Here is a 14811-nt window from a genome sequence, read left to right as displayed (position 1 = left end):
AACATTTTTATTATCTGATTGCCGCTTCTGTTTCCGCGTCAAAAAAATGACACTTATTCATATCGAACTGAATGCCGATATTATCCCCTGCAGCATAATCAGTGGCAGCCCCTGCCCGGACGACCAGTTCGTGGCCCCCGACGGTGGCATACAGCATAAATTCAGCACCGGTCAGTTCGGCAACGCTGATTTTGGCGGCAATCGCCTCACCGCTGGCTTGCGAGGTGAAAATATCCTCCGGTCTGATGCCAAAGACCACGGCTTTGCGTTGATACCCCTGAGCGTTAAGTACCGAGAGCATATCTTCGGGGATCTCCAGGCGCAGCGTTTCCGTCACGAAGTAGCGTTCATTGATCGCCCCCCGAATAAAGTTCATTGCTGGCGAACCAATGAATCCTGCCACAAACATATTTGCCGGTTCGTTATAGACCTGCTTCGGTGCGCCCACCTGCTGAATGTATCCATCTTTCAGGATCACAATGCGGGTTGCCATCGTCATGGCTTCGGTCTGATCGTGCGTCACATAAATCATGGTGGTATTCAGCTTTTGATGCAGCTTGCTGATTTCGGCACGCATTTGAACACGCAGTTTAGCGTCAAGGTTTGAGAGCGGTTCATCCATCAGGAAGACGCCCGCTTCACGCACAATCGCCCTGCCTAATGCCACGCGCTGGCGTTGGCCACCCGACAACGCACCGGGCTTACGCTTGAGGTAATCGCGCAGCCCAAGAATCTGAGCGGCCCAGTTAACGCGCTCTTCAATGACGGCAGGCGCGATCTTCTGCATCTTCAGCCCAAATGCCATGTTGTCGTACACCGTCATATGGGGATACAGCGCATAGTTCTGAAAGACCATCGCAATATCCCGGGACTTGGCCGGGACATCATTCATACGCACGCCGTCAATCACCAGCTCACCGGCGCTGATCTCCTCCAGCCCGGCAATCATGCGCAGCGTCGTCGATTTACCGCAGCCCGATGGCCCGACGAAAACGATAAATTCTTTATCCTCAATGTCGAGGTTGAAATCTTTGACCACATGGACCTGGTTGTCATAGATTTTTTGGATATGTTTTAGCGATAGTTGCGCCATTCTTAATTCCTTATCAGTACCGTCCGGGAAGCCCAGAAATCTGTCAGGCATTTCCAGGTCAGCTCCCGCGTTGAATGAAGTTGAAGTCCCGCATGGTTGAGGCCTGCCCCTATTCCCACCGACAACATCCCTGCGGCGTTGATCGCCTCAACGCCGGAGGCGGCATCCTCAATCCCGATAGCTTCCTCCGGGCGGACGTTAAGACCCGCACAGGCAGCAAGGAAGATTTCCGGGTCCGGTTTGGAGCGGGCAATACGGGACGCATCGGCACAGAAATCAAACGCCCTGTGGATCCCCAGCGCCTGCAAAATGCCGGGAGCGTTAAGTGAAACAGATGCCAGCCCAATTTTGACGTTTGCCGCGCGTATGTCGGCCAGCACCTCACGAATGCCCGGGAGCAGTGACGCTTGCGTAAGCGAAGCCAGCGACTGGACATAGAGCGCGTTTTTTTTACGCGCAAGCGCCAGGCGCTGCTGTTCATCGAACGCGTCTTCTTTGCCACCGTGACGCAGGATCCGCTGCAGGGAGTCCATGCGGCTAATCCCTTTCAGCGTTTCATTGAAGGCTTCATCAATGGTGATCCCGACCTCCTTCGCGACAGCGCGCCAGGCCAGGAAGTGCAGATGAGCGGTGTCGGTGATCACCCCATCCAGATCGAATACAACGGCATTAAGGTTCATCTCTTCCCTCCGTGGTAGCGGTCCCAGTAACAGGCGTAAGAAAATCCTTGCAGGACAAGACCTGCCGTCCCGAAAGCTGGAGGGTTTTACCCCAGAGCGTTAGCGTGACGGGAGCAGAACTGGTCACCGAAAGTGCCTCTTTCGTCACGATGAAGTGCAGCTGCGCATTCTGCCAACGCAGCGGAAACGCCAGCCTTTGCCAGTGCGCAGGCATCCTGGGTGCCAGATGTAGCTCCCCGTCCACGATCTGCAGCCCGGCAAATCCCTGAATAACACCTGACCAGATCGCGCCCGTTGCGGCAGCATGAATACCGTCATCACTGCTGTGCGGATCGTCGCCCAGATCGATGGCAATGCCATCACGCCAGAAGGCGTAAGCCCCTTCTGTATCACCACAGCGCGCGTTAACAATGCCGTGGATGGCTTTGCTCAGAGACGAGTCATGAATTGTGCGCGGCTCATAGAATGCCAGGTTGGCCGCGCACTGCTGCGGCGTAAAGCGTTCCGGCAACAGGTAATTAAGCATTACCACATCGGCCTGTTTGAGGATCTGCATCTCGTTAACTTCAGCGCGCGAGTAATCCAGCAGAATGGTCTGCTTGCCCGCTTTGGCTTTATAGCGGCTCAGATCGATCGCCGGTTTGGACATGAAGGTGTCATCCTGCGGTATGACCCCGTCGGCGTTAGCCTCGGGCAGCCATAAGCGCGCCAGGAACCGTTGCGCATTTTCCATAAAACGCGCATCTTCACGCTCAAACATCGACATAAACCGGCAGGCACTGGCGACGTTGTGCCACGCCAGATAGTTGGTGTAGGCGTTGTTATTCACGTGCTCCGTGTATTCATCCGGCCCAATCACGTCATGGATCTCCAGACGGTCGCCAACTTCCGTCGCGCGTCCCATCCAGAACAGCGCGGTTTCCATGAGCAGCGTCAGGCCTTCATTGCGCATAAAGGCGTCATCGTGCGTTGCCTGCCAGTAGGCGACAACGGCCCACGCGATATCCGCCACGATATGATGTTCAGCCAGCGCGGAGGCCACTTTCTGACGAACGCCGGTGCGGATGTTGATCGCTGCGAATTCCGGCGTCTCTTCCTGACCGCTCGCGGCACTCTCCCAGGGGAACAAGGCGCCAGGCCAGCCGTTACGGCGTGCTTTTTCCCGGGCCCCCGGCAGGTTAAGCCAGCGGTAGCGCAGCAGACGGCGGGCAACATCTGGTCGGGTAAAGAGATGGAAAGACAGCAGGAAAATTTCGGTGTCCCAGAACACGTGGCCTTTATAGCCCTCCCCGGTCAGGCCCTTGGCCGCAATACTGCTCCGTTCATCATGGGCAGGCGTCATGGCCGTGAGGTGCCAGACCGCGTAATCCAGCGCCAGCTGATCCTGATGTTCGGTCGACGTGACGTCCACCCGGCAGTCATGCCAGACCTTTTTCCAGGCGCACGCCGCGCTTTCGAGTAACGCGGCATACCCTCTTGTCGCGCAGGTTTTGAGCTTAGCCAGAGCATTGCGGGCAAACGTGTCCTGTGAAAGCGCTTTATCGCTGCGATGCGTCACCCAGACCAGCTTCTCAAGCGTGACAGTGTCACCCTGAGCGACCTTTATGGCGTGATGAACCGTGATACGCCGGTTTTTCGCGGTAAAGCAGCTGTCGCTGGTGGTTGAGAGACGACAGCATGCCGATATCACCACATCCGCAGCACGATCCTGCGTTTCATACACGCCCTGCATGTAGTGCTGGTCAAAGACTCTGACCGAGATTTCATCCAGATGCTGACGGCCGCTGTTGGTTTGCGTCGCATCAATCCCCGTGCTCAGCATAACGTCTGATGAGGCATCCAGCGGAGTGACGGAGAGCTGCATTGCCACCAACGGCAGTTGATCCAGTGAGACAAAACGGCGGCTTTCCACACGGTAGCGCTTTCCGTCTGGCGAGCGCCACACTACGCGACGACGCAGTTCGCCATTGGCAAAATCCAGCTCCCGCTGCCAGTCAATAATCTCCCCTGACAGCAAGGTGAAATTGATGCCGTCCAGTTCGATATCCATGCCGATGATGTCAGGCACGTTGATCAGTTCGTTGGTCTCGTTACGACCTGCACGATGATAAAGCCCGGCAAGATACATTCCCCGGGTCTGCTGCGTGTAGTTTTCCTCATGCGCCGCACGTATGCCCATATAGCCGTTGCCGCAGGCCATGATTGACGCGTATTTATTGAGGCTGTGAGGGCAAAAACCCGGATCGTTTAATACAGACAGGTTCAGCATAACGTTACGCTTTCCCCTTTTTCTGCCGCCTCGTACAGTGCGGCGACCAGTTGCTGGATCACCAGCCCTTGTTCGGCATCGGCAATCATTACCGGCTCTCCCATGACGTGACGGACAAACGCATCCATGCTGCGTAAATGCCGCTGATCGTCTGCCTCTTCGCGCAGGGTTAGGGTCTGCAAAACTCCGCCTTCATCGGTGTAAATATGGGCCGGGAACAGCGTTGCCCCCGCTTTTTCACCGCAAAAGGCGACATTCATGATGGACTGCTCGCGGATATTGAGCGCAAAGGAGGTATCCAGACGCAGAATGCCGCCATTGCAAAATTCAATCGTCCCGAACAGGGCATCTTCAACGGTAAACTGTGCAGGATCCCATTCACCAAACTGGCCACAGTTTTTGCGGTTTCCCAGTTTTTGAAAGCTGTGCGCCGTCACGCGTTTTACCGCCGGGAAACCCAGTACATACATCGCGGCGTCGAGCATATGGATGCCAATATCAATCAGCGGCCCGCCCCCCTGCAGTGCTTTATTGGTGAATACGCCCCAGCCGGGAACGCCGCAGCGGCGCAATGCCTGCGCCGTGGTGAAGTAGATTTCACCCAATGTCCCGTTCATTACCGCCTCACGCAGCAGTTGCGTATCACGTGCAAAGCGGTGGTGAAAATCATAGGCCAGCACCTTTCCCGCCGTTCGGGCCGCCACACGCATCCGGTCGGCTTCATGTGGCGTCATGGCCGGGGGTTTTTCGCACATTACATGGCACCCGGCTTCCAGGGCTGCCATCGCATGTTCAAAATGAAAACGGTTGGGCGAACAGACGCTCACCACATCCGGTTTGACCGCTTGCAGCATTTCATTCACGTCCTGCCATGCCGACGGAATGGCATGGCGTTCAGCAAAAGCCTGAGCCTGTTCAGGATGGCTGTCCATGACAGCCACCATCTGAACATCACTGCGCGTGGAGTAATACGAGGCATGCACTTTGTCCGCGACCTGCCCGGCACCAATAATGGCGACACGCAGAGGCGAAGGTGTTAAAGCACTCATCACGCTGGTCATCCTTAGCATTCACGCAGATAAGTGAGAGAATCCTGATAGGCCTTCGCAGGATCGTCAGCGCGAACGCGGCACTCGTAAACAACGTAACCCTGATAACAATCGGCACGCAGCTGGTCGAACAGAGCGGCAAAATCAAGAGAGCCGCTTCCCGGCTGATAACGATGGTTATCGGCAATATGCACATGGCCCAGCAGGTCGCGGTTCTGGTGCAGCGCTTCCGTCAGCGAGTCTTCTTCAATATTCATATGATAGAAATCGCCGATAATCTGCACATGTTTCAACCCATTCTCTTCGATGTAGCGACGTGCATCCGCGAGGGTGTTGATCATGTGATCCTGATAGCGGTTCAGCGGCTCCAGGTAAACGGTGGTGCCGGTACGCGCCGCTACCTCATCCAGCCAGCGCAGCGAGGCGCTCACCGCCTTGCGGTCTCCTTCAAGGCTACGCGGCGACGTCATCGGCGGCAGGCGGAAGGTAAACATCCCCCAGGCGGCAGGAACAACGATTCCTTTTCCGCCCACCTCTGCTAACGCTTCAAGGATGCGTTCGATCTGCGTTAATCCGTTCAGGCGACGCTCTTCGATGAAGTCACCAATCCAGCCATCGTACCCGCCGCAGGCCGTGGTAACCGGCAGCCCTGTAGCCTTAATGGCCGCTTTAACCTCTTCAAGGTTCTCCACCAGCAGCTTGCCGTCTATCTCATACCCATCAAAGCCCATGGCCTTGATGTATTGGAATTTTTCCAGGATATTTGTCGGGAAAAAAGCCTGGTTTTGCGTTGCGATTTTCATTTTCATGCTCTCCTTAGCTCAGAACGTGACGCCCATTTTGATACTCAGTTCAGGATGCTGATCGACATAGGTCATGTAACTCTCAGCGCTGGTGGTAAACGTTACGACCGGGTCGATTAAATCTTCGCAATTGAGATAGCCGTTCATCAGCAATTCCCAGCAGGTCTCTTCAATACGCTTACGGTTCCAGCGTGGGTAATCAGGATTTGGCTCGCTGCAGGCGCGGGAGAAGACAATTTTCGCATTATTGAAATGCGCTTCACGGCCGAGGTTAAAGCCTTCCGCGAACGGTTTCGCAAAGGCCACGTATGAGATGGTGCCGCCGTAAGCGAGTCCGCGCAGCGCAGACTGCAGCGCATCAGCAAAGCCGCTGGTTTCGATAATCACATCCGCGCCCTGCTTGCCGGTCAGTTTTTTGATTTCCAGACCAACATCCGTGCCAATCGGATCCAGACAGTGGTCTGCCCCATGGCGACGGGCAATGTCGCAGCGGTGCGCGATAGGGTCGACACCGATAACGATTGACGCACCGGCTTTCTTTGCCAGCTGGATGGCAATCTGACCAATCGCGCCAAGCCCAACGACGACGACAAAATCCCCTACCCGCACATTGGCGTCACGTACGCCGCTCATTGCGAATTGTGCCGGGTCGTAGCAGACCGCATTTTTCCAGGAGGCGCCCTGAGGCATTTTGCGCAGTTTGTAGTTATTGACGGCATTCACAATGACCGTTTCCTGTAGCGGTCCATAACAGCAAACGCGGTCTCCGACACGGTATTCCGTTACGTCAGCGCCACACTCAATGATGTCCCCGACAATCATGTTCCCGAGCTGGAATTTGCCAAACTCGATCCCGCGAGCCGCCCCCTCTTCACGCGGCGTAAACAGCTGCCAGTCAGGGTTAAACTCTTCATCGATAAACGGACTCGCCGCCCTGAAATCCACCACTTCGGTGCCGTGTTTCGGTGCGCCAAAGCGGGCGCGAATTTTCACTTCATGAACGGCAACGGGACGGTCTTCATATTCGACCAGCGCAGCCACACGCGGCGCTGTCGCAACTAACTTCTTCATTACTCACTCCTTGTTAAAATTGGCCGCCTCAGCCCTTAACGCCACCGGCGGTCAAACCACTTTTAATAAAACGTTCAGACAGCGCATACATGATGACCACCGGCAGTGCCGTCACCAGCGATGCCGCCATCATGCGGCCCCAGATGTAATCTGGCGTACTGAAAAGCGTGTTCAGCCCGACCGGCAAGGTGAAGTTGCTGGCGCTGGACAGGAAAATGGAGGCAAACAGATAGTCGTTCCATGCCACCATGAAGCAGTAGACAAAGACCGACACCAGGCCCGAAATCGCCAACGGAACGGTAATGCGAAAGATGATTTGCAGGCGGTTAAGACCATCCATCATCGCAGCTTCTTCTATTTCGTCCGGGATGGTGTCGAAATAGCTGCGCAGCATAAATACCGCCGTGGGTAATGTCTGAGTCACCATGGTGATAATCAGCGCCAGTTCGGTGTCATAGATGCCGAGCGCGGTGATGATTTTGAACAGCGGCACCACCAGCAAAATCCCTGAAAACATGTAGACGGTGTAGAAACTGGCGTTGATCGTCGTGCGCCCTTTAAAACGCAGTTTGGATAAGGCGTAAGCCCCCAGCGTGCCGAGAAACACCGCAACGATCGACGAAGTCAGTGACACCACCATGCTGTTACGGAAGTAATCCACAAACGGGAAAATCAGCGGGTTAAAGATGTCGATGTAATGCTGTAACGTCCACTCCTGCGGCAGAATGGTCGGATGCAGCGATATCGCCTCTCTGGCGCTTTTAAAGGAGGTCATCAGCATCACGAAAAACGGAAACAGTGTGATGATCAGGAACGCCGCGAGCCCCAGATAAAAGCCAATACGACCCAGTATGCGTTTATTTGTTGCCATTGAGATTTACCCTTTTTCTGGTCAGCAGAATGACGGCGAAAATGATCACAAACAGCACCACTGAGATAGCCGCAGCTTTACCCAAATCATTAAAGGCAAACGCCGTTTTGTAGAGATAGACGCCCAAAATATCGACTTTGGTAGTCAGCAGGTACACGTCCGCAAACATGTAAAACATCCAGATGGTGCGCAGCGTGATGACCGTGGCCAGCACCGGCATAATCGCGGGCAGCGTGACGATGCGAAAACGTTGCCAGCCATTCGCACCATCCATTTCTGCTGCTTCGTATAACGTTTTATCAATCGTTTGTAAGATCGCGAGAAACGAGATAAACGCATACGGGAAGTAGCGCCAGATGGCGAATAGCACCACCAGCACAAAGCTGCTGCCGGGGTTGTCGAACCACAGCGGTGCCTGGTCATACAGATGCAGCAGATCTACCCCCAGGTAGTTCACGATGCCGTAGCCGTTGTTGAACATGTACTTCCAGGCAAACACCAGTGAAATAGACGGCGTGACATAAGATAAAATCACCAGCGAACGCGCCGTTTTGCGCAGCCGAAATTCCCGGTTAAAGAAGATGGCGACAGCCAGCCCGAGTCCCGTGCTACCTATCACCACCAGGGCCGTGTACCAGAAGGTCATCCACAGGGAGTGCCAGAACGCTGCATCACTCAGAATACGGATATAGTTATCCAGCCCAACAAACACCGCGCTAATGCGCGGGTTGAGCGGCAAGCGTAAGAAACTGATTTCAATGTTGGAAATCATTGGCCAGGCCACAAGGCCCCCCAGCAAAATCAGGCTGGGGGCCAACAGCAGCATGGCGAAAGGCATATCTGAACGACCAGAAAACAACGTCTTCATAATTTCCTTCCGCAGAAGCGCTCCTATCGTTGAGAAACCAGGTCAGTCAGGCGTTTCTGGCTGTTGCTTAACGTGGTGTTGAGGTCTTGCTGCCCTACCGTCACGTTATGCACCATCGAACTGATGATGCCGGAACCTGTCACGTCACCCATGCGGGTAAAGTTTTTGTCGCCCACGGCCCCAAATACCTGCACATTCGGGAACTGTGCGATCAGCTCATACGGCAGTTGACCAAAGGCTTTGATGACCTCGTTGTTTTTCCAGCTCTCGGTATCCACCACCAGTTTGTTCACCGGTAACGCCGCCCCCGGAGACATCATGACCCAGTCCGAGGCGTTTTGAGCCTGCTCCATCCAGGTCACAAATTTCTCAGCGGCTTTGGTTTCTTCTTCAGTCTGGCCGGTCGTGATCGTCAGCGACGTCACCATGCCGTAAACCGCAGACGATTTTTCCGTTGGAACCACAAAGCCCAGGTTGGCAGGATCCCCTTCTTTAAACACGGCAGGCAGAATGTAGGTGGAGTAAACCGCCATTGGCGCGGAACCGTTCATGAACGCGTCTTTGATCTCCATGACGTCGTTCGAGCCTGGCATCGTGTTCTTCGCCAGTTCTTTATAAAACGCCAGCGCGTTTAACATTTCAGGCGTATCGATCTGGATGTTGCCCTGCGCGTCGAAGACGTTTGCCCCACCTGAAAGGGCAAACTGGGAGAAGGCCTGCTCGGTCATGACGCTTTCAGCGGTTGGAAGCGCGATACCGTAGTGTTTCTTAGCCGGGTCGTTGAGCATCTGACTGGCTTTCAGCAGCTGTTGCCAGTTATGCGGCTCTTTAATACCCGCCGCGGCGAGAACATCTTTGTGGTACCAGACGCCTGACAGCCAGGCGCTAATTGGCACCCCCGTCCACGCGGTGCCGTCTTCCGTGCGAACAACACGGAGAATGCCGTCATAAAATGTCTTTTCACCGACGGCTTTAATGGCTTCGCCAATTGCGTCACGGTCCAGCAACTGCTCTTTATCCATCACTTTTGCATAGTCATGGCTGACCTCAATCACCTCCGGCAGTGCGCCGGTCCGCGCGAGGGTAATGACCTTGGTGTTGTATGCATCCTCTTCCACCGGCACCTGTTTCACCGTAATGGAGGGATTCTCTTTCTCGAATTTCTCAATCAGTTTCGTGATGACGGCCTGACGCTCCTGCTCCACCGACGAATGCATAAACTCGATGGTCACAGAAGATTGTGTGTCGTCCTTGCAGCCTGATAACAGGGCGCACGAAACCAGTGCTGAAATCAGCACAATTCTCGGCATTTTCATTGTTAAGGTCCTTTTTTAGTTTTCTTTAATCCACATAACCTGCCATGGATTTAGGGTCAACGTCGTATCGTTAATATTGTTCCCGGTTATTAAATCTTTTCCTGCCTGACTATTTGAAGGGACGTGCTGAATATCATTACTGAAATTAAAGAGCGCTGTAATTCGCTCGCCGTTATTGGCAATGCGAACTATTTTCAAAACATGCTCCCCGGATGTTTCAAAGCGCGCCTGACTGTCCGGGTGGAACGCTTTTTCCTGACGGCGTAACGAAATTAACGCACTCAATCCAGAATAAACTTTATGACGAAGGCTATTAATATCGTCGAGTTTATGATCAATTTCACCGGCCTGATATTTCTTTCGGTTTATTGCTCTATTATACCCTAACCGCTCCACACCCTCATAATCATTACGGGAGCCAATAATACTCTGAATATAGATTGCAGGCACACCCGGGAAACTCAACAGAACGGCATGAGCCAGAATAAAACGGGCTATGCGCAGAGTATCCTCATCCTTCTTAGCACTTAATGCATCCAGGTAGGTTACATTGATTTCATACGGGCTGCGCGTACCATCAGGGTTATTTTTCCAGTTAACCAGCGCGCCTTCCTGCTGGAGTGTTTCCACCAGCGACAGAATTTCCGATTCCGGTAAAATTCCGCGTAACGGATTAAGTCCGATCCCGTCATGCGAAGCCAAAAAGTTAAACCAGGTGGTTTGCTTTGACGGCAGTTCCAGCGATGTGGCCCACTGACAAAGTGCCCGTACATCCTGACGATGAACGGCATGCAGAACCAGTGGTGGCAAGGAGAACTGATACACCATCTGGGCTTCATTCTTGCCGTCACCAAAGTAAGAAACGTTGTCTTTATGCGGGACATTGGTCTCAGTGATGATCACCGTACCCGGTGCCACAGCGTCCGTAATGGCGCGGAAGAGCTGAATCAAACGGTGCGTTTGTTCAAGATGGATGCAGCTTGTTCCAGGGATCTTCCACATAAAACCTACCGCATCAAGGCGGATATAGCGCGCTCCTTCCATCAGGTAATGGAGAAGCACATCCACCATTGCAATCAACACCTCAGGAGAGGCGAAATTGAGGTCAATCTGATCATCGCTGAAGGTCGTCCACAGATGCCGAACGCTTCCGTCATCAAGTGTAAAAGGTGTCAGGAGAGGCAATGCACGAGGCCGTGTCACAGCAGATAAATCAGTTTGCGGATCCACGGAAATAAAGAAATCTTCATAGCCCGGTTTTTGCGCAAGATAATGAGCGAACCATTGGCTTTTCGCTGACATATGGTTGCAAACAAAATCGAACATTAAACTGGCATATTGTTTTAATTCAGCAACGTCTTGCCATGTTCCCGTTTCAGGCGCAACGTCATGGTAATCGATAACGGAAAAACCATCATCAGAGGACCACGGGTAAAAAGGTAAAAGATGCACATGAGAAAATGAACGAGAAAGCCATCTGTTATAAAAACGGGTAAAAACAGGCAGCGCTTTCTCCCCTTTATTGTAGAACTGATCGGCATAGGTAATCAGGACGATATCTTTTTCATCCCAACCGGATTTACGCCTTTCGGTAATAACAGCTACAGCTCTGGAGATTTTCCCTGACAGTGTTTCACGGTGCGCCTCAGAAAACGATTCACCGTAAACAAGATTGATTAAATTTTTAATTTTATCGTTCACTTTATTTTTCCATGGTAGCGGTCCCACGGAACGCAATCTACTCCCATGAAAAATATCTGTCAACGGACCTGAGGGGGTAAAAACGTCTTCTCAAGGCAACTCAGCGCAGTAATGTGAGCTGCCGCAAAGAAAGACAGAAAAGGAAGAAAACGAAGAGAAATGCCGGCAGCCCTCCTCTCATAAGAGAAAGACTGCGGTATACATTGAGATCAGGATAAGTATCGACGGGAAAAACGTTTGGCCAGTTTTTGCAGCAGCGGCTCCAGCGCCACGGCCAATAACAGTCTTACCGGCTTTCGGGCAACAGATTTTATTGCCCAGCCAGCCACGCCTGCCGGACCATAACGTAACGCCGTCAGCAGGACCAGTTTACCTGCGATTCTCAGGCCGGGTTTTACCTTCTGACCGGCCTGTTGCCAGTTTTTGTTCATCTATGTTCTCTCTTAAAGCTGACGAAAACGACTTCTCAGCGTAAAGGTATCAGACGTGACGTAACGTTCCATTTCGCGCAACCGCTTTTCACCTGCGGCGAGTTCAGCATCCACCTGGTTCAGAATGTCACTACTGCTCGGTGCGCCTTCTGCAGCCAGTTCGCCTTCCGGCATGGGGTCGAGCACAAACGACAATATGATGTACGCCACCAGAGTGATAAACGCCAGACCGAAGAAAATCGATAACACCGTTACCACGCGCACCAGCTTAACCGGTACATCCAGATAGTGGGCAAGCCCCGCACAGACGCCACGAACCATGCCCTGCTGTGGGATCCGCCACAGCTTTTTATTCAGATTCACTCCTGACATTAACGCTCCCTCCAGTTCGGGTGTTCCGCATCCAGGATAGCTTCCAGCGCCTGAATACGTTCACGCATCTTATTCGCCTGATCGGACAGCTGTACCAGACGTTGTTGCTCGCTCTGGGAAAGGGCGTCCCGTGAAGAACGGTTACTGTAGTGCAGCCATAACCAAATCGGTAGCACGAACAGCACGAAAATGGTCAGGGGAATAGCGAGAAAAAGCGCGCTCATGTGTACTCCTTGTCGTACGATGCGTGGCGGCACGCTCAGGTGCCGCATGAATTATTATTGATTGTCTTGCTTCATTTTGGCTTTCAGGGCCGCCAGCTGCTCGCTGATTTCATCGTCCGCTTTCAGATCGGCGAACTGCTGATCGAGCGATTTTTGCTTACCGATGCTGTGGCTTTCCGCTTCCGCTTCCATCTGATCGATACGACGTTCGAAGGACTCAAAACGCGCCATTGCTTCATCAAGCTTACCGCTGTCCAGCTGACGGCGTACATCGCGGGAAGAGTTTGCCGCCTGGTGACGCAGCGTAAGTGCCTGCTGACGCGCCCGGGTTTCGCTCAGCTTGTTCTCAAGCTCGCCAATCTCTTTCTTCATACGGGTGAGCGTGTCGTCCACCAGCGTAACTTCATGTTCCAGCGCGGTAACCATATCCGCCAGTTTCTGTTTTTCAATCAATGCGGCACGGGCCAGATCTTCTTTATCTTTACGCAGCGCCAGTTCGGCTTTTTCCTGCCATTCATTAAGCTGGGCGGTAGCCTGCTCAATACGGCGGGTTAACTGCTTTTTCTCAGCCAGCGCACGGGCGGAGGTAGAACGCACTTCAACCAGTGTATCTTCCATTTCCTGAATCATCAGACGCACCAGCTTTTGCGGATCTTCCGCTTTCTCAAGCAGCGAGTTGATGTTGGCGTTCACGATGTCGGCAAAACGAGAAAAAATACCCATAATTCAATCCTCACATTTCTGTTATCGGGCGATGCCCTGCTGTACAGATAATACAATTCCCGTGCCAACTTTTTATCTTATTGATTTCACTGAATGTGATTGATTTTCGCTCACTATGGAACTAAGCTCACCTGGTGAATCTCGCTAAGGAGTGGTTAATTTCATCATGGCTGAATATAAAGATAATTTACTCGGTGAGGCTAACAGCTTTCTCGAAGTGCTGGAGCAGGTTTCACGCCTCGCCCCTCTCAACAAACCAGTGCTGATTATCGGTGAGCGCGGCACGGGCAAGGAGCTGATCGCCAACCGACTCCACTATCTGTCCGGGCGCTGGGATGGTCCTTTTATTTCGCTTAACTGCGCCGCGCTGAATGAGAACCTGCTGGATACCGAGCTGTTCGGCCATGAAGCGGGAGCCTTTACCGGGGCGCAAAAGCGCCACCCTGGCCGTTTCGAGCGTGCTGACGGCGGCACCCTGTTCCTTGACGAGCTGGCCACCGCGCCAATGCTGGTTCAGGAAAAATTGTTGCGCGTCATTGAATATGGCGAGCTGGAACGCGTCGGCGGCAGCCAGCCGCTACAGGTTAACGTGCGTCTGGTCTGTGCGACAAATGCCAACCTGCCGGAAATGGTGGCTGAGGATAAATTTCGCGCCGACCTGCTCGACCGCCTGGCTTTTGACGTCGTCCAGCTTCCGCCGCTGCGTGAACGGCGCAGCGATATTATGCTGCTGGCGGAACAGTTTGCCATCCAGATGTGCCGTGAGCTGGGTCTGCCGCTCTTTCCGGGCTTTAGCGATAATGCCCGGGAGACGCTGCTTAACTACCCCTGGCCGGGGAATATTCGCGAGCTGAAGAACGTCGTCGAACGCTCTGTCTACCGTCACGGCAGCAGCGAAACGGAACTGGACAACATTATTCTCGATCCTTTTCAGCGTAACGCGCCATCTGTTACCGCGCCGGCGCGTTCGAACGATGGGCCCTCACTCCCGCTCGATCTGCGCCAGTTTCAGCATAAGCAGGAACAACAGCTACTGGAGCAGAGCCTGAGGATGGCGAAATATAACCAGAAAGGGGCAGCTGAACTGTTGGGGCTGACCTACCACCAGTTAAGAGCATTGCTCAAAAAGCACCAGATGCGCTGACGGGCAGAGCCATTCTGACGGGATTTATCCCCGCGAGGATCCCGCGGGGATAAGAGTCATGCTACCGCAATATGCATCTGCGAAAGCATATCGGTATTCACACCGACCAGCGTGACGCTGCTGTCGCCGTAGGTGAGTAAGGCATTATCACCTTCAAACGACAGGTGGTTGAGATAGCTGTCATTATCGGCAATGT

Annotated in this window: 15 protein-coding genes; 1 reads left to right on the top strand and 14 read right to left on the bottom strand. The window is 53.4% G+C overall.

What is annotated here, in order from left to right; genetic code table 11:
• Positions 1 to 10 precede the first annotated feature (10 nt).
• The 14 genes from M8370_RS17735 to pspA form a co-directional block, all read right to left on the bottom strand.
• Positions 11 to 1093: an ABC transporter ATP-binding protein gene (locus M8370_RS17735; RefSeq protein WP_029883673.1), complete on the bottom strand. Its 1083-nt coding sequence runs from the start codon at positions 1091 to 1093 to the stop codon at positions 11 to 13.
• A 2-nt stretch (positions 1094 to 1095) separates the two neighbouring features.
• The gene (gene pgmB, locus M8370_RS17730) at positions 1096 to 1773 is read right to left on the bottom strand and encodes a beta-phosphoglucomutase (protein WP_250021513.1); all 678 of its coding nucleotides are present in this window, start codon (positions 1771 to 1773) and stop codon (positions 1096 to 1098) included.
• Complete coding sequence (locus M8370_RS17725) at positions 1763 to 4042, bottom strand: glycoside hydrolase family 65 protein (protein ID WP_250021512.1); 2280 nt, start codon at positions 4040 to 4042, stop codon at positions 1763 to 1765. The genes pgmB and M8370_RS17725 overlap by 11 nt, the downstream gene beginning before the upstream one ends.
• Positions 4036 to 5094, bottom strand: a complete 1059-nt coding sequence (gene ycjS / locus M8370_RS17720) for a D-glucoside 3-dehydrogenase (protein WP_248048530.1) — start codon at positions 5092 to 5094, stop codon at positions 4036 to 4038. Before ycjS ends, M8370_RS17725 begins: the two co-directional genes overlap by 7 nt.
• A gap of 11 nt (positions 5095 to 5105) precedes the next feature.
• A complete protein-coding gene (gene ycjR / locus M8370_RS17715) occupies positions 5106 to 5894 on the bottom strand; it encodes a 3-dehydro-D-guloside 4-epimerase (protein WP_038420918.1) in 789 nt (262 codons plus the stop codon).
• 18 nt (positions 5895 to 5912) lie between these two features.
• On the bottom strand, positions 5913 to 6965 hold the full coding sequence (gene ycjQ / locus M8370_RS17710) for a D-guloside 3-dehydrogenase (RefSeq protein ID WP_013096411.1): 1053 nt from the start codon (positions 6963 to 6965) through the stop codon (positions 5913 to 5915).
• A gap of 28 nt (positions 6966 to 6993) precedes the next feature.
• The gene (locus M8370_RS17705; RefSeq protein WP_047361675.1) at positions 6994 to 7836 is read right to left on the bottom strand and encodes a carbohydrate ABC transporter permease; all 843 of its coding nucleotides are present in this window, start codon (positions 7834 to 7836) and stop codon (positions 6994 to 6996) included.
• The gene (locus M8370_RS17700) at positions 7823 to 8704 is read right to left on the bottom strand and encodes a carbohydrate ABC transporter permease (RefSeq protein ID WP_250021511.1); all 882 of its coding nucleotides are present in this window, start codon (positions 8702 to 8704) and stop codon (positions 7823 to 7825) included. Before M8370_RS17700 ends, M8370_RS17705 begins: the two co-directional genes overlap by 14 nt.
• Positions 8705 to 8727: 23 nt before the next feature.
• Positions 8728 to 10020: an ABC transporter substrate-binding protein gene (locus M8370_RS17695; protein ID WP_013096408.1), complete on the bottom strand. Its 1293-nt coding sequence runs from the start codon at positions 10018 to 10020 to the stop codon at positions 8728 to 8730.
• A gap of 15 nt (positions 10021 to 10035) precedes the next feature.
• On the bottom strand, positions 10036 to 11721 hold the full coding sequence (locus M8370_RS17690) for a sugar phosphorylase (protein ID WP_250021510.1): 1686 nt from the start codon (positions 11719 to 11721) through the stop codon (positions 10036 to 10038).
• Between the two features lie 209 nt (positions 11722 to 11930).
• Entirely contained in the window at positions 11931 to 12152 is a 222-nt protein-coding gene (gene pspD / locus M8370_RS17685) for a phage shock protein PspD (RefSeq protein WP_222168454.1), read from the bottom strand.
• 12 nt (positions 12153 to 12164) lie between these two features.
• Positions 12165 to 12524 carry an envelope stress response membrane protein PspC gene (gene pspC, locus M8370_RS17680; RefSeq protein ID WP_250021509.1) on the bottom strand — a complete coding sequence of 120 codons (360 nt, stop codon included), beginning with the start codon at positions 12522 to 12524 and terminating at the stop codon, positions 12165 to 12167.
• Positions 12524 to 12748, bottom strand: a complete 225-nt coding sequence (gene pspB, locus M8370_RS17675; RefSeq protein WP_013096404.1) for an envelope stress response membrane protein PspB — start codon at positions 12746 to 12748, stop codon at positions 12524 to 12526. The genes pspC and pspB overlap by 1 nt, the downstream gene beginning before the upstream one ends.
• A 54-nt stretch (positions 12749 to 12802) precedes the next feature.
• A complete protein-coding gene (pspA, locus tag M8370_RS17670; protein ID WP_013096403.1) occupies positions 12803 to 13471 on the bottom strand; it encodes a phage shock protein PspA in 669 nt (222 codons plus the stop codon).
• Between the two features lie 166 nt (positions 13472 to 13637).
• On the opposite strand from pspA, the gene pspF reads away from it, so the two are divergent.
• Positions 13638 to 14615 carry a phage shock protein operon transcriptional activator gene (gene pspF, locus M8370_RS17665; RefSeq protein ID WP_047023082.1) on the top strand — a complete coding sequence of 326 codons (978 nt, stop codon included), beginning with the start codon at positions 13638 to 13640 and terminating at the stop codon, positions 14613 to 14615.
• Positions 14616 to 14811: the final 196 nt, after the last annotated feature.

Source organism: Enterobacter cloacae complex sp. OE43NF (assembly GCF_023544405.1).
Taxonomy (GTDB): domain Bacteria; phylum Pseudomonadota; class Gammaproteobacteria; order Enterobacterales; family Enterobacteriaceae; genus Enterobacter; species Enterobacter cloacae.
Note: the sequence above shows the minus strand (reverse complement) of the source record. Positions and strands in the feature narration are given on the sequence as shown.